The 18,104-nt window shown below is 63.2% G+C and carries 14 protein-coding genes and 1 pseudogene; 6 read left to right on the top strand and 9 right to left on the bottom strand.

The annotated features are described in order from the left end of the window. The first annotated feature begins 88 nt into the window (after positions 1-88). Positions 89-1,603: a PucR family transcriptional regulator gene (locus AC6I99_RS20360; RefSeq protein WP_497944162.1), complete on the top strand. Its 1,515-nt coding sequence runs from the start codon at positions 89-91 to the stop codon at positions 1,601-1,603. 84 nt (positions 1,604-1,687) lie between these two features. Here AC6I99_RS20360 and purU read toward each other — a convergent pair whose 3' ends face one another. From purU to glyA, 7 genes are read right to left on the bottom strand one after another with little or no spacing between them, the layout of a single operon-like run. Further along, the gene (gene purU / locus AC6I99_RS20355; protein WP_224165651.1) at positions 1,688-2,587 is read right to left on the bottom strand and encodes a formyltetrahydrofolate deformylase; all 900 of its coding nucleotides are present in this window, start codon (positions 2,585-2,587) and stop codon (positions 1,688-1,690) included. A gap of 2 nt (positions 2,588-2,589) precedes the next feature. Then, complete coding sequence (locus AC6I99_RS20350) at positions 2,590-3,981, bottom strand: L-serine ammonia-lyase (RefSeq protein WP_224093426.1); 1,392 nt, start codon at positions 3,979-3,981, stop codon at positions 2,590-2,592. Then, positions 3,981-4,625 (bottom strand): sarcosine oxidase subunit gamma, encoded by a 645-nt coding sequence (locus tag AC6I99_RS20345; RefSeq protein WP_497944163.1) that lies wholly within the window; start codon positions 4,623-4,625, stop codon positions 3,981-3,983. The genes AC6I99_RS20350 and AC6I99_RS20345 overlap by 1 nt, the downstream gene beginning before the upstream one ends. Beyond that, a complete protein-coding gene (locus AC6I99_RS20340; protein ID WP_224093431.1) occupies positions 4,618-7,563 on the bottom strand; it encodes an FAD-dependent oxidoreductase in 2,946 nt (981 codons plus the stop codon). Before AC6I99_RS20340 ends, AC6I99_RS20345 begins: the two co-directional genes overlap by 8 nt. 2 nt (positions 7,564-7,565) lie before the next feature. Continuing rightward, positions 7,566-7,937, bottom strand: a complete 372-nt coding sequence (locus AC6I99_RS20335) for a sarcosine oxidase subunit delta (protein WP_497944165.1) — start codon at positions 7,935-7,937, stop codon at positions 7,566-7,568. A gap of 17 nt (positions 7,938-7,954) precedes the next feature. Next, complete coding sequence (locus tag AC6I99_RS20330) at positions 7,955-9,175, bottom strand: sarcosine oxidase subunit beta family protein (RefSeq protein ID WP_224093436.1); 1,221 nt, start codon at positions 9,173-9,175, stop codon at positions 7,955-7,957. Next, the gene (glyA, locus tag AC6I99_RS20325) at positions 9,172-10,557 is read right to left on the bottom strand and encodes a serine hydroxymethyltransferase (RefSeq protein ID WP_497944166.1); all 1,386 of its coding nucleotides are present in this window, start codon (positions 10,555-10,557) and stop codon (positions 9,172-9,174) included. Before glyA ends, AC6I99_RS20330 begins: the two co-directional genes overlap by 4 nt. A 148-nt stretch (positions 10,558-10,705) precedes the next feature. Here glyA and AC6I99_RS20320 point away from each other — a divergent pair, with 148 nt between their 5' ends. Further along, entirely contained in the window at positions 10,706-11,377 is a 672-nt protein-coding gene (locus AC6I99_RS20320; RefSeq protein WP_497944167.1) for a GntR family transcriptional regulator, read from the top strand. Between the two features lie 453 nt (positions 11,378-11,830). Here the strand turns inward: AC6I99_RS20320 and AC6I99_RS20315 are convergent. After that, positions 11,831-12,366, bottom strand: a pseudogene (locus AC6I99_RS20315) (transposase); the annotation flags it as partial. Positions 12,367-12,811: 445 nt separating this feature from the next. On the opposite strand from AC6I99_RS20315, the gene AC6I99_RS20310 reads away from it, so the two are divergent. The 3 genes from AC6I99_RS20310 (at position 12,812) to AC6I99_RS20300 (ending at position 16,354) form a co-directional block, all read left to right on the top strand. Then, the gene (locus AC6I99_RS20310; RefSeq protein ID WP_224165645.1) at positions 12,812-14,179 is read left to right on the top strand and encodes an MFS transporter; all 1,368 of its coding nucleotides are present in this window, start codon (positions 12,812-12,814) and stop codon (positions 14,177-14,179) included. Positions 14,180-14,207: 28 nt separating this feature from the next. Then, a complete protein-coding gene (locus tag AC6I99_RS20305) occupies positions 14,208-15,464 on the top strand; it encodes an aminopeptidase P family protein (protein ID WP_309928104.1) in 1,257 nt (418 codons plus the stop codon). An 86-nt stretch (positions 15,465-15,550) separates the two neighbouring features. After that, complete coding sequence (locus AC6I99_RS20300; protein WP_497944168.1) at positions 15,551-16,354, top strand: IclR family transcriptional regulator; 804 nt, start codon at positions 15,551-15,553, stop codon at positions 16,352-16,354. 141 nt (positions 16,355-16,495) lie between these two features. Here AC6I99_RS20300 and AC6I99_RS20295 read toward each other — a convergent pair whose 3' ends face one another. Beyond that, positions 16,496-16,975 (bottom strand): DUF4383 domain-containing protein, encoded by a 480-nt coding sequence (locus AC6I99_RS20295; RefSeq protein WP_224093452.1) that lies wholly within the window; start codon positions 16,973-16,975, stop codon positions 16,496-16,498. A 154-nt stretch (positions 16,976-17,129) separates the two neighbouring features. Here AC6I99_RS20295 and AC6I99_RS20290 point away from each other — a divergent pair, with 154 nt between their 5' ends. Further along, on the top strand, positions 17,130-18,101 hold the full coding sequence (locus AC6I99_RS20290; protein ID WP_224093453.1) for a hypothetical protein: 972 nt from the start codon (positions 17,130-17,132) through the stop codon (positions 18,099-18,101). Positions 18,102-18,104 lie beyond the last annotated feature (3 nt).

The raw sequence follows: 18,104 nt of genomic DNA, 5'->3' as shown, positions 1-18,104 counted from the left end.
AAAGGGACTCTTTCAGCGTATGTGCCACAGATCACAGCAACAAGATACGATGTGTCTAAAGAAACTGCATTCGACCATACGGAGTGTCATGCCTATCCTTCTGGGTCAGGCTTTGGAACGTGAAAGCCTCAAAGCCGCTGCGCCACGCCTGCTTAATTCAGTGGCAGACGCCCTGACCCGCCCCGTCCGATGGGTGCACTCCAGCGAGGTTTTGGACATCGCTCCGCTCCTCAGCGGCGGCGAGCTGCTCCTCAGCGGCGGCCAGGCGCTTGCCCTTGAGAGCGCCGGGCGGCAAGCCGAATACGTCCGCGAGCTGGCAGCCCGCGGAATAGCCGCACTGGCCCTGGAAACCGGACCGACACTGCCAGAGGTTCCGGGTCCTATGTTGGAAGCCGCCGAAGCCGCAGGCCTTCCCATTATTGAATTGCGTCACGTTGTACCGTTCGTCGCCGTCATGCAGGAGATCAACTCACTCCTGGTCAGCGAGTCCGTCGAACAGCTTCAACGCGGCGACCAAACCAGCCACGCGATGGCCGCCGAACTCGCCCATGGCGGCGGACTTGACCAACTTCTGGCTGTCCTGGCGGAAAGGACGGGTGCCAGCGCGCGGTTGGTATCGCCGTCGGGCCTTACCCTGGGTTCGGCAGCAGGTTCGGCAGCAGGTTCCGCGGCAGGTTCCGCACCAGGCTCAGCGCCGCCGGTGGAGGACCGCGGGCTCATCACAGTTGATGTGCCTGTGCGTGGCGTCCTCGCCGCCCGCTTGGAGCTGCGAGTGCCCGACGACGGCGACAGCGGCCTCGCGCGCGTGGCGGGAGAGCGGTCCGTGGACATTCTTGGCCTGGCCCTGTTGCAGCGGATGCCGCCGGGATTGAAGGAATTGGCGGGCATCGAACTGATGCGGGCCATCAATTCCGGGAGCCAATCGTGGCAGCTCCAGCAGCTCGGGCCGGCGTCGGGTTTTCCCGCCAATGGCCCTGTTGCTGCGCTGGTGATCCGCTCCACGGGTGCCGGGCATCTCCGCTCGGCCTTGGATGCATTGCTGCGTGCGAACGTGCCGCACAGCGCCAGCTATGCAGATAACGCGGAGCTGATCGCACTCGCGTCCGTTGGCGATGGCGCTGCGACCCGGGCTGCCTTGATGGACGCGCTCAGGGTATTGGAGACGCCGGCCGGTTCAGCGATAGCGCTTGGCCCGGTGGGCAAGGGGATCGATGAGGCCCCGTGGTCGCTGGCCGAGGCGCGCCGGACCTTGGACCTGGATTTGGCGGAAGGTGGCGTGGTGGATGCTGAAGCTTTCGCCGTGGAACGTCTCGCCGAGGAACATCTTGACCCGGCCACCCGCGAAGGGTTCGTTCAGCGGCATCTGGGGGCCGTCGTCGAGCATGACCAACTGCGGCGATCCGAGCTCCTCCGGACGCTGACCGTCTGGCTGGACACCGGCTGCAACACAGCCCAGGCCGCACGCGAACTGCACCTGGAACGGCAGTCCATGCACCATAGGCTGCAGCGGATCTTCGAGCTGTGCGGGGGAGATCCGCGGGGAACGGGACGGCTCGCGGCCCTGCATCTGGCGGCGCGGCTGGCTCGGCTGCAGAACCCTTAAACGCCAAAACGACGGCCCGCTGCGCACACGACGATTTAATACGTCCAATGCGTAGCGGACCATCGAAATGGGGCGCGCAAGGCCTTACTTCAGCACAATCGTCCTGTTCCCATTCAGGATGATCCGCCCTTCGCAGTGCCAACGAACGGCGTTGCTGAGGGCCTTGCACTCCGTGTCCCGACCGGCGGCTACGAGATCGTCCGGTCCGAACGTGTGATCCACCTCAACCACCTGCTGGGAGATGATCGGGCCCTCGTCCAGCTCGCCGTTTACGTAGTGGGCGGTGGCGCCCACGGTCTTCACTCCGCGGGCGTAGGCCTGGTGGTACGGCTTGGCTCCCTTGAAGCTCGGCAGGAACGAGTGGTGGATGTTGATGGCCCGCCCGTCGAGCTTGCGGGCGAGATCGTCGCTGAGCACCTGCATGTACCGGGCCAGCACAACGAGTTCCACGTCCAGCTCGTCGATGATGTCCAGCAAACGCGCTTCCGCCGCAGGTTTGGTAGCGGCGGTGACAGGGACGTGGAAGAAGGGAATCCCGTGCCACTCAGCCAAGCCCTGGTGGTCCGTGTGGTTGGACACGACGCCCACCACATCGATCGGCAGCTCACCGATCCGCGCACGGAACAGCAGGTCATTGAGGCAGTGCCCGAACTTCGAGACCATGATCAACACGCGACGCTTGGACCCCTGGCGTTCCAGCTGCCAGTTCATGTTGTACTTCTCGCCCACAGGGGAAAACGCAGCCCGCAGCGTGTCCACGGTTGATTCGTCACCGGAGGAAGCGAAGTGCACCCGCATGAAGAAGTGGCCCTCGGCGCGGTCACCGAACTGTTTGTTGTCGATGATGTCGCAGCCATGCTCCAGCAGGAAGCCGGACACAGCGTGGACAATTCCGGGACCTTCAGGGCAGTCCAGGGTAAGGACGTGTTCCACGGTGGTTTCTTCGGCAGGGGTAACAGAGGTTTCAGTTTGGATGGCAGTCATGGCTAGCACTCCACTACGTTGACGGCGAGGCCTCCACGGGAGGTCTCCTTGTACTTGGATTTCATGTCGGCGCCTGTCTCGCGCATGGTCTTGATGGCTTTGTCCAGGGACACCTTGTGGCTGCCATCGCCGTGCAGGGCCAGGCGGGCAGCGTTGATCGCCTTGACGCTGGCGATGGCATTGCGTTCGATGCACGGGATCTGCACCAGCCCGCCTACGGGATCGCACGTGAGGCCCAGGTTGTGCTCGATGCCCACCTCGGCCGCATTCTCCACTTGCTCCGGCGTCCCGCCCAGAACCTCGCAAAGACCAGCGGCGGCCATGGAGCAGGCGGAACCCACCTCGCCTTGGCAGCCAACTTCGGCGCCGGAAATGGACGCGTTGATCTTGAACAGAATTCCGACGGCGGCTGCCGCGAGCAGGAACCGCACGACACCGTCGTCGTTGGCCCCCGGAACAAACTTGGTGTAATAGTGCAGCACGGCCGGCACAATTCCGGCGGCACCGTTGGTTGGCGCGGTGACGATCCTGCCGCCGGCCGCGTTTTCCTCGTTGACGGCCAACGCGAACAGGTTCACCCATTCCATGGCGAGCAAGGGGTCAGCTGAGGATTTGCCGTTCAGCTCGGCGTCGGTTTCGGAAAGCTTCTTAAACAACGACGGCGCCCGTCGCCTGACCTTCAGACCTCCAGGAAGGATCCCCTCGGCAGAGCAGCCGTTGTCCACGCATTCGCGCATGACGGCCCAGATGCTGAGGAGCCGCTCGCGGAGCTCGTCCTCGGATCGCCACACCAGTTCGTTGGCCAGCATGACATCGGAAATCGACATGCCCTCGCGTGAACAAATAGCGAGCAACTCGTCAGCAGTGGAGAACGGGTAGGGGAGCACGGTGTCATCGGCTACTACTTTGTCCGTGCCCGTGGCGTCCCCATCCACCACGAAGCCGCCACCGATCGAGTAGTAGCTGCGCTCACGCAGTACTGCCCCGGTGTGGTCCAGTGCCCGGAACGTCATGCCGTTGGGGTGCGCCGGAAGGGACTTGCGGCGGTGGAGGACCACGTCCTCGTCCCAGTTGAAGTCCACCCGATGGTCGCCACCCAGGCGCAGTTCGGCGTCGAGGGCAGCCGCGGCCACCTGGTCATCAGCCGTTTTGGTGTCGACGGTTTCGGGTGATTGGCCCTGCAGCCCCAGCACCACGGCTTTGTCGGAGCCGTGGCCCCGGCCGGTGGCGCCCAGGGAGCCGAAGAGCTCAGCCTGGACGCGCACCGTGGCCGGAAGCTGGCCGGACGATTCAAGACCGTCCGTGAACTGCTTTGCCGCCCGCATCGGGCCGACCGTGTGTGACGACGACGGCCCGATGCCAACAGAAAACAGGTCAAGCACACTCAGTGCCATTAGGGGACCTCGGGGGAGGCATACTCCCGCATGGCATCAAGAAGCCAGCGTCCCAGGAAATCGGCAAACGAGGCCCGGGGAAAGATCCGGTAGTTCTCGTCCGAGGTCTTCCAAAGCATCACGGGGATGTGTGCGAGCTCCGTTGAGACGGCGGTGCCGGCCTTGAAGACGCGGGGGTGAAGGTCCAACGAGCACGTCTTTTCGAGCACAGCGCGGGCGTGGCTGCCGGAGAGCTCGAACGTGGTGCGGTTGGCGGACAGGTCCACCACCTGACCTTCATCGTTGCCCAGTGCCGTGGTCAGGTCGCTGACCAAGGAGCCGCCGAGTGAGTCGTGGGACTCCTCCGGAGCGACTACCAGGAACTCGGTGGGGCCAAGCCAGAGTGTGTTCACGGAACCGGCCTCCGTCACTTCACCACAAGTGGCAGGCAAGCCGCCGGTGATGGAGGCGACGCGGGCACCGGCGTCGGACGTTCGCTCAACCCGGATACCCACCATGGCCTGGTACGGGATTTCCTTGAGGGTCACCGTGCCCGGCACTGAGCCGGAGGTGAAGGCGTCAGCGAGGTGCTCGGCCGGGCTGCGGCGGGCTCCCCGTACGCGGTCGACGTGTGCGGTTTCTGCTGGTGTTGCTGTTTCAGCCATCTTTGCGGGTCCCTTCAGCATCGAAAAGTACGGTTTCGCCAACAACCACGTCCACCAGTTGGTCTCCCACCGAGGCCACGAGGGTCTCGCCGATGCGGTTGCGGCCGTTTTGGATCAGGGCCAGGCCGAAGGATCGGCCCAAAGCGGCACTGTGGTAGCTCGAAGTTACGAAGCCCTCCATGGGGACGGGTCCGTATGCCGGGTTGACGGGGATGCCCTTCTCCACAAGCTGCGTGCCTTCGGGCAGCCTCAGCGAGTGGTCCACGGGAAGGACGCTCACCAAGTGCTTGCGGTCCTCGCGCTTGGCATCCTCACGGAGGTAGGAGCGCTTGCCGATGAAGTCCTTGGCCTTGGAAACAATCCAGTCCATGCCTGCGTCCTGTGGGGTGACCGTGCCGTCGGTGTCCTGCCCGACGATCGGGTAACCCTTCTCGGCGCGGAGCACGTGCATGGTTTCCGTGCCGTACGGGGTGATGTTGAACTCAGCACCCGCGGCGGCAACGGCTTCCCAGGTGTTCAGCCCGTACCAGGACGGAACGTTGATTTCGTAGGCCAGTTCACCGGAGAAGGAGATACGGCAAACGCGTGCCTGCACTCCGGATGCCAGCGTGGTTTCGCGGAAGGTCATGAACGGGAAGGCTTCAGCATCGAGGCCGCCGTTTTCGGCGAGCTGCGGGGCAACCTTCGCGATCACTGCACGGGACTTGGGACCAACGACGGCGATGGTGCTCCACTGCTCCGTGACGGAGGTGAAGACGACGTCCAGTTCGGGCCACTCCGTCTGGTGCCACTCTTCCAGCCAGTCCAGCACCTTGGCAGCGCCGCTGGTGGTGGTGGTCATGAAGTAGCGGTCCTCGTCCAGGCGCAGGGTCACGCCGTCGTCGAAGATCATGCCGTCCAGGGTGCACATGACACCGTAGCGGGCGGAACCCGGTGCGAGTTTCTTGAAGGCGTTGGTGTACACACGGTTCAGGAATTCGCCGGCGTCCGTGCCGCGGATCTCGATCTTGCCCAGCGTGGTTGCGTCCATGAAGCCCACGGAATCGCGGACTGCTGCGCATTCACGCAGGACTGCCGTGTCCATGTCCTCGCCGGACTGCGGGTAGTACCAAGGGCGCTTCCACTGTCCGACGTCTTCGAACAGCGCACCCTGGGCAACGTGCCACGGGTGGATGGAGGTCACTCGGGCGGGATCGAAAAGCTCCCCGCGCTGGCGGCCTGCCAATGCGGCGAATGCGACCGGGGTGAACGGTGCGCGGTAGGCGGTGGTGCCGATCTCGCCGACGCCGGGAACGCTTTCCGCGCCTCCGAACTTCAACGCAGCGGCGATGACGCCGATTGCGTTGACGCCGGAGGTCTTGCCTTGATCGTTGGCGGTGCTGATGGAGGTGTACCGCTTCACGTGTTCCACCGAGCGCATGCCGGCGCCCGTGGAGCGAAGGACGTCAGCCACGGACTGGTCACGCTGGAAGTCAACGAAGTGGTGGTGCCACTCGCCAGGTTCGCCTTCCTGGCCGGGAACCAGCCACAGCTGGCGTGTCGGCGCACTAGCCACGGGCGCCTGCAGGTCCACCGGGGTGGTTGCGGACTCAAAACCAGCAGCGATGGATGCTGCCGCTCCAGCCGAGATGCCCTCTGCGAGGCAGTCCTGGAGTTCGTAGCTGCCGCGGCCTGCGCCAACTACCTGCTGGTCCCGAACCACCGTGGACGGAACAAACGCTGCGAGCTCGTCGTCCCAGCGCAGCTTGCCCTGGCGCTGGCTGTGGAGGTGCACCACCGGGCTCCAGCCGCCGGAAACAGCAAGGAGATCTGCGGCGATCTGCTCGACGCCCGAGGTGAGTTCGCCGTCGTCGTTAATGCTGCGGACGGTGACGCCGCTGAGGCGGCCCTTGTCATCGGCGCTCGTGTCAGCAACCGCGCTGCCAATGAGGACCCGGATTCCGGACTCGACGGCGGCTGCGGCCTTCGCGCTGATCTGCGGACGGGCATCGACGACGGCGGCAATCGCCACGCCTGCTGCCTTCAGGTCTGCGGCGAGCAGGTAAGCGGAGTCGTTGGTGGTGCTGATGACGACGCGTGAACCGGCCGCGACCGCGTAGCGGTTGAGGTACGTGCGGACAGCCGAGGCGAGCATGATGCCCGGGCGGTCGTTGTTCTCAAAGACCAGCGGACGCTCGTGGGCACCCGGTGCCAGGACAACCTGCTGTGCGCGGATGTGCCAGATACGCTGACGCGAAACGCCCGGCGCGGCCGGAACGGTCAGGTGATCCGTGCGGTTCTGCGCTGCGATGAAGTAGTTGGAATCGTAGGAACCGAAGGCAGTGGTGCGGTTCAGCACGGTGCATTCTTCGGCGGAGACCAACTCGGCTTCCACGTCGGCAACCCATTCCAGGGCAGGCTTGCCCTCGATGGTTTCCTGCAGGCCTTCGGCCGTGGAACCGGAGAGCAGTGCACCGCCCAGTTCGGGCTGGTCGTCGATCAGGATGACGCGGGCGCCGGTGCGGACTGCTTCACGGGCGGCTGCCAGGCCGGCAACACCACCGCCGACCACCAGGACGTCCGTGTGGACGTACTTCTTGTCGTACTCAGCCTTGTCCTCGGCAGGGTCAAGCTTGCCCAAACCGGAGAGCAGCTCAACGTTCATGCCGTCGACGAGTGAAACAGCGGTGGCGGGGAGCATGGATTCGGCAACGTGGCCCGGGAAGCGGGGAGCGATCTTGACCAGGGCGTTGGATTCCTCCACGCCGGCGGCCATGATGCCGCGGGGGCGGTCCTCGTAAAGGGAGTTGCCTGCGTTGATGTGGCCGTTGGCCAGCAGCGCCGAGGCGATGGTGTCGCCGGGGTGGCCGGTGAATTCCTGGCCGTCCACAGTGAAGCGCCAAGCGATGCTGCGGTCAATGCGTCCGCCAGTGGCGAGGCGTGCGTTCTTGCTGGTCACTTCTAGACTCCTTCCGAGGAGGTGGGGGCGGCAGCGGCCGTCGGGGTGGTGGGGGCGCCGGGGGCGAGGCCTGCTCCGCCGGCCTGGCCGTACTCGCCGGTTGTATCCGGGCGGGGCTGGCCCATCGCGTAGATGGAGTGGATGTCGTAAGTCACGGTGTCCCGCAGCATGTTGAACCACTGGCGGCAGCCTGTGCTGTGGACCCAGCGTTCGGCGAATGCACCCTTGGTGTTCTCGCGGTAGAACAGGTACTCAGCCCACTCGCGGTCGGTGAGTTCGTTCGGGTTCTCCGGGTAGGCAACGTGTGCCTGGCCGCCGTAGTGGAATTCGGTTTCGTCGCGTGGCCCGCAGTTGGGGCATGAAATGAGAAGCATGTCTTTTCCCGTCCTTACTAGTGGGCCACGGCTGCGGCGCCGTGTTCGTCGATGAGCGCTCCGGTTTCGAAGCGTTCCAGGGCGAAGGGCTTGTTGAGCTTGTGCGGGGCGCCGGTTGCGATGGTGTGCGCGAAGGTCAGGCCAGCCGCAGGAGTGCCCTTGAAGCCACCCGTTCCCCAACCACAGTTGACGAACATGTTCTCCACCGGGGTGAGCCCAACAATGGGCGAGGCGTCCAGTGTGGTGTCCACGATGCCGCCCCAGGTCCGGAGCACGTGGGCCCGGGCGAAGATCGGGAAGAGCTCCACGGCGGCTGCCATCTGCTCCTCGATCACGTGGAACGATCCGCGCTGGCCGTAGCCGTTGTAGGAGTCCACGCCAGCGCCCATCACCAGTTCACCCTTGTGTGCCTGGGACACATACACGTGGACGTGGTTGGACATGACCACCGTGGGGTGGACCGGCTCGTGCAGTTCAGACACGAGCGCCTGAAGCGGGTGGGACTGGATCGGGAGGCGGAACCCGGCCATCTCGGCAAGGACCGAGCTGTGGCCTGCGGCGCAGAGGCCTACCTTTTCGGTGTTGATGGTGCCACGGGTTGTCTTGACGCCCGTAACCCGGTTTCCGTCCTTGATGAAGCCGGTGACTTCGCAGTTCTGGATGATGTCCACGCCGAGTTCATCGCACTTGCGGGCGAAGGCCCAGGCCACGTGGTCGTGCTTGGCGATGCCGGCACGCGGCTGGTAGGTAGCGCCCATGACGGGGTAACGGATGTTGTCGCTGGTGTTCAGGATGGGGCAGAGTTCCTTGACCTGGTCAGGCTCCAGCCACTCGGCGTCCACACCATTGAGGCGGTTGGCGCCCACGCGGCGCATGCTTTCGCGGACATCGCCCAGGGTGTGGGCCAGGTTCATCACGCCGCGCTGGCTGAACAGGAAGTCATACTCCAGCTCTTCCGGCAGGATTTCCCACAGCTTGAGGGCGTGCTCGTAAATCGCAGCGCTCTCGTCCCAGAGGTAGTTGGACCGGATGATGGTGGTGTTGCGGGCCATGTTGCCACCGGCCAGCCAGCCCTTTTCAAGGATGGCGATGTTGGTCATGCCGTGGTTCTTGGCCAGGAAGTAGGCCGTTGCCAGGCCGTGCCCGCCGCCGCCGACAATAACGGCGTCGTACGAGGATTTCGGTTCCGGGTTGCGCCAGAGGAAGTCGGGGTGTTCGGGGAGGTGGTCCGCGCTCACTGGGCTGCTCCAATCATTTCTTCGAGTTCAGCTGCGGCGTCCTTGCCGTTGCTGAGGTGTGGGTAAAGCGGGAACTTGGCGGCCAGCGCGCTCACGCGGCGGCGGAGTTCGACGGCGGTCGCATCGTCAAGGGTGACGTCACCATCGGTGCCTGCTTCGGTTCCCTCGCCGTTGGTGCCGCTGTTCGCTGCGGCGATCAACGCCGTCGCAATGATGTCCGAGACTTCGGTGAAGTCCTCGGCGCCGAAGCCGCGGGCTGCGAGGGCGGGGGTGCCGATGCGCAGGCCCGAGGAAACCATCGGCGGGCGGGGGTCGAAGGGGACGGCGTTGCGGTTGACCGTGATGCCGATGCGGTGCAGCGTGTCCTCGGCCTGCTGGCCATTAAGGACGGAGTGGCGGAGATCGGCGAGTACCAGGTGGACGTCGGTCCCACCGCTGACCACGGAAATGCCGGCTGCGGCCACGTCGTCCTGGAGGAGGCGCTCGGCAAGGATCTTGGAACCCTCAAGCACACGGACCTGGCGTTCCTTGAACTCCGGCTCGGCAGCCATCTTGAACGCTACGGCCTTGGCTGCGATGACGTGCTCCAGCGGGCCACCCTGCTGTCCGGGGAAGACTGCGGAGTTAACCTTCTTGGCGATGTCGGCGTCGTTCGTCAGGATGACGCCACCGCGGGGACCGCCCAGGGTCTTGTGGGTGGTGCTGGTGACAATGTGGGCGTGCGGGACCGGGCTCGGGTGCAGTCCAGCTGCGACGAGACCCGCGAAGTGGGCCATGTCCACCATCAGGTAGGCGCCCACGAGGTCCGCGATGCGGCGGAACTCTGCGAAGTCCAGGTGGCGGGAGTATGCCGACCAGCCGGCCACGATCAGTTGCGGCTTGTTTTCCAGGGCGAGGCGCTCCACCTCGGCCATGTCGATGGTGTGTGTGTCCTCCTGGACGCCATACGGGACAACCTTGTACAGCTTGCCGGAGAAGTTGATGCGCATGCCGTGCGTCAGGTGGCCGCCGTGGGCGAGGTTCAGGCCCATGATGGTGTCGCCAGGGGTGATCAGTGCGTGCATTGCGGAGGCGTTTGCCTGGGCGCCGGAGTGGGGCTGGACGTTGGCGAATTCTGCGCCGAACAGGGACTTCAGGCGGTCGATGGCCAGCTGTTCGATCACATCAACGTGTTCGCAGCCGCCGTAGTAGCGCTTGCCCGGGTAACCCTCGGCGTACTTGTTGGTAAGGACCGAGCCCTGTGCTTCCATGACGGCCGTGGGGGCGAAGTTCTCAGAGGCGATCATTTCCAGCGTGGACTGCTGGCGGATGAGTTCCAGGGCGATCGCCTGATCGACCTCCGGGTCCGCCTGTGCGAGCGGGCGGATCAGCGGTTCAACCATGGTGTTCTCCTTCAAAAGCTTGTCTAGTGGCCGACTGTTAGGCAACTGATATATTAGAACTATTGCCATAGTATGTTGAAGATCACAAGGTCGTCAACAGGTCTGCGGCAATCCACCCAAACTGGATTGGCGACAACGGGAGAGAGCAATGAGCGCAGCATTGGAAGCACTGGAATCAGCTCCACAGGGTTCGTCCCTGGCGGAGAACGCCTACCTGCTCCTGCGCGACAGGCTCATCATGCTGGACATCAAGCCCGGCGACCCCATCAACGACGGCCAGATTGCTGCCGAGCTCGGCATTGGGCGCACACCCGTCCGCGAAGCCATCAAGCGTCTCGAAAGCGACCACCTGGTGGTCTCCTACCCGCGGCGTGGGACGTTTGCCACGGGCGTGGACATCACCCAGCTCGCTGAAGTCTCCGAGATCCGCGAGCTGCTGGAGCCACTCGCCTCCAGGAAAGCCGCCCGCATGGCCAGCCCTTCAATGCGTTCAGAACTCCGCGCTGTCGCTGGTGCAATTCGCGATCTTGAAGGCCAGGACAATTCCTCCCAGGAACTCATGCGCTACGACATCCAGGTTCACCGCCTGATCTACAAGGCCTCCGCGAACTCACACCTGGAAGACGTCCTGATCCGGTATGACAACCTGGCTACCCGCATCTGGTGCTACATGCTGGAACGGATGCCCTCCGTCTCGGGCCACATCTCCGAGCATGCGGAATTGCTGACAGCCATCGCCGATGGCGACGAAGACCGCGCCGCCGAACTGGCCCTGCACCACGTGGTCAGCTTCGAAGAGACGATCCGCAAGGTCCTCTAGAGCCCCACCGGCTCCGCCGCCGGCACGTTCTCTCACGTCCAACGGTCTTTTGGCGGATGTTCTCTCACATCCTGCCGTCTTTCCGCGGACGTTCTCTCACGTCCGACGGTCTTTTGGCGGATGTTCTCTCACGTCCCACGGTCTTTTGGCGGATGTTCTCTCACGTCCGACGGTCTTTTGGCCGATGCTCTCTCACATCCAACGGTCTTTTCGCGGATGTTCTCTCACATCCAACGGTCTTTTGGCCGATGCTCTCTCACGTCCGACGGTCTTTTGGCCGAGGTTCCCTCACGTCCGACGGTCTTTTGGCCGAGGTTCCCTCACATCCAACGGCCTTTTGGCCGAGGTTCCCTCAAATCCTTCGGCGGCATCTGACTCGCTGTCACGCGCTAAAGCCCGACGTCGGCACTCACCGTGGGAGTGTCCGATGGCAAAGGCGTTCAGGGCCGGTTTTCATCGTGCAATCCGTCGTGCTCTGCTCCTCCCGGTGGGATCCAGTGCGCGGGTGGCCGGGTAGAGGCATTTAACGGCCGCCGGGATGGTCGGGAAGTGTCCGCGGGCCCTGACTGCGCGACGATAGCAGGCGTTGAGGATTCGATGCGTTCGTGCTGCAGATGACGCGACAGATCTCCACGTCGTAGTCCAGGAAGGGGGCGAACTCGCTCCACGCGTTCTCCCACAACCGGATGATCGCCGGATACTGCTTGCCCCATTTACCGGTGAACTCTCCAGGGCGTTCCTTGGCCGCGGGCTCGGACGGCGCCGTGTAAACCGGGCGGAGGTCCGGGCCATTTCGGTCCAGTCCTCCTTGAGGCGTATCGGAAAGTGTTCCGCACCAGATGCACGATGCAGGTATGGACCACAGCCAAGGGCCAAACGGTGTTGATCGCTTCCGGCAGGCCTTTGAGGCCGTCGCAGACAGTGATGCACACGTCCTCCACGCCCCGGTTCTTGATCACAGTCAGTACCGCGAGCCAGAACTCCGCTCCTCACCGTGGGTGTCTGACGTCGGGCTTTCTTTATGAAAGTGAGAGAACGTCCCGCAATGGGCCGTTGGATGTGAGAGAGCGTCCCGAAAAGGGCCGTTGGATGTGAGAGAGCGTCGCGAAGTGGGCCGTTGGATGTGAGAGAACGTCCGGAAAAGGGCCGTTGGATGTGAGAGAACGTCCGGAAAAGGGCCGTTGGATGTGAGAGAGCGTCCCGAATAGGGCCGCTGGATGTGAGAGAACATCCGGGGGGTGGGGCTACTGGTGCAACTCAGTCGCTTCAGCTGCAACAACCGCTCATTCAGGCACGCGAGCGTGGAACATACCCGGAACGCTCAACAAACCCCAATACGACTTTTGAAAACACTCTTGACCGTGACGCGGCCCACACGTAGTCTGGTGCAACAGCGTTGCTTCTAATGCAACCCCAAATATTCTTGGTGGACACATGAGTAATGAACTTTCCTCTGTGGCAGCCGTTCCGGGAGATCAGTCCAATGGTGGACTCGGCACTTCTCCCGAAGCCGGCCCCAATCACACAGTCAGCAAGGACACGCGCCGACGCGTAGTCACTGCAAGCTTCATCGGCAACTTCGTAGAGTGGTTCGACTACGCCGTCTACGGATACCTGGCCGGCATCATCTCGACCGTCTTCTTCCCCGAGTCGGACCGGCAGACAGCCCTTCTCGCGACCTTCGGTGTCTTTGCCGTCAGCTTCTTCGTAAGGCCGCTTGGTGGATTCATCTGGGGCCACATCGGAGACAGGCTGGGCCGGAAGCAGGCGTTGTCGCTCTCGATCGTCCTGATGTCGGTGGCCACGTTCTGCATCGCCCTGATCCCCGGGTACGCCACTATCGGCGTGATGGCGCCGATCCTGCTGTTGCTCGTAAGGGTGGTCCAAGGTTTCTCCGCTGCAGGGGAGTACGCCGGCGCGTCCGCCTTCCTGGTGGAGTATGCGCCGTCGAATCGTCGCGGACTCTATGCCGCCGTCGTGCCTGCCAGTACCGCAGCGGGTCTCCTGCTGGGCTCCTTGCTGGCCGCCTTGCTGAGTTCAGTCCTGACGCCGGAACAGCTGAACGAATGGGGCTGGCGGCTGCCGTTCCTGTTGGCGGCGCCCATGGGCTTGATCGGCAGGTACATCCGCACCAAGCTCGAGGACACCCCTGCGTTCCGTGAACTGTCCGAGAAGGAGACCCCTGTCAAGGCTCCGGCCCTGGCGATGTTCAAGACCTACCGCAAGCAGCTCATCATCGCCACGGGCGCAGTGCTGCTGAACGCGGTCGGCTTCTACGTGATCCTCAGCTACATGCCGACATACCTGTCTGTGGAACTGGGCTTCGGAGCGGCGGAATCGTTCCTTGCCACCACCATCGCCCTGGCAAGTTACATCGGCTTCATCTTCCTGACCGGCATCGCGTCGGACAAGTTCGGCCGCAAGCGCATGCTCATCACGGCGTCTGTACTGTTCGTGGTGCTGACGGTCCCGGCGTTCATGCTCCTGGATACTCGCAACTTCCTGGTGATCGTGCTGGTCCAGATCCTGCTGGGCGGAATGCTCACCCTCAACGACGGCACCCTGCCGAGCTTCCTGGCCGAACTCTTCCCGACGAAGGTCCGCTACACAGGGTTCGCTGTCAGCTTCAACCTCTCCAACGCCTTGTTCGGCGGCACTGCGCCGTTCATGGCAACGCTCCTCATCGGCATGACCCACAATCAACTGGCCCCCGGCTGGTACCTCGTGGCTGCCGCCCTTGTTTCCCTCATCGCAGTCCTGTTCGCCGCCGAAACTTCCAAGAAGCCACTGCAGCAGGACTGAAACCAACCAACCCATTGAAAGGAACACCATGACCATCACCGAGAACGAGGCCATCAACGATGTGGCCAAGCTCGATCGACTCAAGGTCCTCAACAACGGCGAGAAGGTTTCCCTGACCTTCTCCGATGCAGAGTTCGAGCGTCGCCTCGCCGGACTTCGCAACATCATGGCCGAGAAAGACCTCGACGCCGTCATCCTTACCAGCTACCACTCCATCAAGTACTACTCCGATTTCCTCTTCACCTATTTCGGCCGTTCCTACGGCATGGTGGTCACCAAGGATGACACCGTCACCATTACGGCAAATATCGACGCCGGTATGCCTTGGCGCCGCAGCTACGGCGACAACCTCGTGTACACGGACTGGCGCCGGGACAACTACATCCACGCCATCCAGGAAGTCCTGCGCACCCGCGGCATCAACCCGCGCCGCATCGGCGTCGAGGATGACTCCCTGCCGCTGGATAACCGCAACAAGATCCAGGCCGCATTCTCCGGAGCAACGCTGGTGGATGTTGCCCAGGCTGCGATGCGCCAGCGCATGATCAAGTCGGACGAAGAAATCGCAGTCATCAAGCATGGCGCCCGCATCGGCGACCTCGGTGGAGAGGCCATCCGCAGCGCCATCACGGCGGGAATCACCGAGTACGAGGTTGCCCTGATCGGCACCGAAGCCATGGTCCACGAGATCGCCCGCACGTTCCCGGACTCCGAAATCCGTGACACGTGGGTCTGGTTCCAGTCCGGTATCAACACCGACGGCGCGCACAACTGGGCAACTACACGGAAGATCCAGGAACACGACATCCTGTCCCTGAACTGCTTCCCTATGACAAGCGGCTACTACACGGCACTGGAACGCACCCTGTTCTATGGCGAACCGGACGCCCGCTCACTGGAACTGTGGAACATCAACGTGGAGGTCCACAAGAGGGGCCTGGAACTCATCAAGCCCGGCGCGGTCTGCAAGGACATCGCCGCCGAGCTCAACGAGATCTACATCGGTCACGGGCTCCTGGCCAACCGCACGTTCGGCTACGGCCACTCGTTCGGCGTCTTGAGCCACTACTACGGACGCGAAGCAGGCCTTGAACTTCGTGAAGACATCGATACGGTGCTGGAACCGGGCATGGTGGTTTCCATGGAGCCGATGATTACGGTGTTGGACGGCCAGCCGGGTGCCGGCGGTTACCGCGAGCACGACATCCTGGTGGTGGGTGAAGACGGAGCGGAGAACATCACCAAGTTCCCGTTCGGCCCCGAGTACAACATCATCGGAGCCTAGGTGATCCGGCCGGTGGACGCAGTGCACGGCGTCCACCGGCCGAACCCTGTCCCTGTCCGCGAGCTTCAGCCAAATATAGTGAACCCATGACTCCCACGGAATCCAGCGACGTTTCAGGCAACGGCGAAGCCAAAGGTACCTCGGTCATTGTCAATGCCATCGCGGTCCTGCGGAGTTTCAGTGCCGAAGAGCCGCTGTTGGGGGTCACTGAAATCGCAGGGCGCATTGGCCTGCACAAGAGCACAGTTTCCCGCATCCTGGCTACGCTGGAGCAGGAGCACTTGGTGGAGCGCGACGTCGATTCGCGCAGGTTCCGCTTGGGGCTGGGAATGATCGCCATGGCGGGCCCACTCCTGGCGGAACTCGAAGAGCGGCGCGTGGCGTATCCGGTACTACGCGAACTGACCGAGCGCACCGGGGAGACCAGCGCGCTCATGGTCTGGAACGGCACCGAATCCATGAGCGTTGAGCAGATCCCCAGCCGACACCAGGTCAAGCATCTAGCCCCGTTGGGAGTACGTTACAACGAGGCACTCAGCTCCTCTGTTCAGGTCTTCCTGGCCGCGGAGGACAAAGATCGCGTCCGTAATCTACTCCGGAGCGGTGCGGTCAGCCTTCCGGGCTTCGATGAGGAAGCAGTGGAGGCGTATCTGCAGCGGTTGGAGGACTCCACGAAGCGCGGCTGGACGGTGAACTTTGGCGAAACGTCCATCGAGGAAGTGGGCGTGGCCTCGCCCGTCTATGACCACAGGGGAAACATTGTGGCGTCCGTGCTCATCCCCGCGCCAAAGTTCCGCGTCTCCCAGGACACGCTTACGAGCCTCGGCGAAGCTTGTGCCGATGCCGCCGCCAAGGTCACCACGCGGCTTGGTGGCCGCGCCCCGCGCTGAGCCCCGCCGAGATGGCATTTAATGCCAATCCCAGAGCCAAGGATTGGCATTAAATGCCATCTCGGCGGAGACAAAAAAGAACGGCGACCGTCCCCACGAAGGGTCCGACCGCCGTCGTTCGTTGAACCGACGTCCGCGACGTTACATCCTCCGCCGTGCCGCCGTTGTCTCGTCCATGACATCCCTGCCCAGCCAAGCACCCAGACCGATCATGGCTACGCCAAGAACAAAGTGCAGCCAGTTGTCAGCGGTGTTGAACGGAACAAAGTTGGCGCCCGTTTCCTGGTTGATGATCAGGCCGTAGATCCACAGAACGAGATATACGGCGCCGCCGCCAATGAGGAAGAGGCGAGCCATGCGTGCTGTCCTGGCCATGGCCAAACCGGCTACGCCAAACAGCAGATGGACGATGTTGTGGAGAATGGATACTTGGAACACACCAAGCAGCATGGCGCCGGATTCATGTCCCGCGAAGGTCATGGCGCCGTAGTTGGTGGTGATACCCGGGATGAAGCCCAGGACACCCACGAGCAGAAATACAATGCCAACGCCCATGGCGGTGTTGTGAAGAGTCAACCCCATCGCATGATGGTGTTCGGTGGGGTGCGAAGCGGTGGTCATGAAGTCCTCCCTTTCACGCAGTTACACGGCTCTTCTCATGGAGAGCCGTCCCGCGGCAAGGGTGTCGGAAAACCTTGCCGACGCCGCCATAATACTCCTGAAATGCCTCCAATTGCAGGGGAATGGCCAGTCAGGTGGCAGTTAGCATGGGTTCATGAGCCAGGCTCCCAACGGCGATTTCCAATCAATCTTCCATGACACCCGGGATCTCACTCCCTTCCGCGAAGGATATGTGCGCACGACCGTCCGTGGATTGGCTGACGGCGTGGGTGAAGTGTTGTCCGGAGTCCTGACTGGCCGGGATCCTGCCCGCCTTTCCGTGCTGGGCGATGTTCCCCGTTTGAAGCGCCTGTCCACCAAGCAGGCCAAAGCAATGCACGAGGCCGTTTTCACCTCTACTGAGCCTGACCGGCTGATCTCCCTGGGTCGCGTCTACCCGGGGTGGGCGGGCTTGTGTTACGTGATGGCGGGCCTGTTGGCGTACAAACACGGCGGCTATCTGCGGGCGTCGGAGTTGCTGCGGCGCGGCTTAACAACAAGGATCGACGACGACGCGAGCCAGTTCTCGGCTCTCTACCTTGGGCAGGTGGTCACCCGGGTTGAGGTGGCCGAACGCATTGAAGTCCCGGTTTTGTTCAGCGAGGAGTCTGTGTTCCTAGCGTTGGCCCATTGCCTTCGGGAGATGGGAATGATCGAGTCGGCGTTGGAAGCTGTGGTGGGTTTGCCGCCGTCGTTGCCTTCAGCCCTGGCGCGCTGCACCGCAGCGTTTGCTCTGGGCCGGCACCGGGATGTGGTGATGTGTACGGAGGGGCTGTTGAATACGGATGATCTCTCGGCGGCATTGCTCCTGATCCGGGCTCGATCGCAACGGGCGCGTGGCGACTTTGAATCGGCCCAGGCGGCGCTGAAGGAGGTCCTTCGGCGCAGGAAGACCAGCCTGGCCTTGCGCAATGACGCCCTCACGGACCGCGCCCTTCTGGCGTTGGACCAGGGCCGCCGGACCTTGACTCCCCGGTCCAAGCGCCCCGCCCCTCCGGCAGAGCTGGAGGCCTTGGAAGTGATCCGCAAGGACGCCGAGATGCGCCGTTTGTGGGAGAACGACTTTAGGCAGCTAAGCGGGGAATAAGGC

The organism is Arthrobacter sp. TmtSoilC77, assembly GCF_059739415.1.
This window is presented reverse-complemented; position numbering and strand designations above follow the sequence as displayed.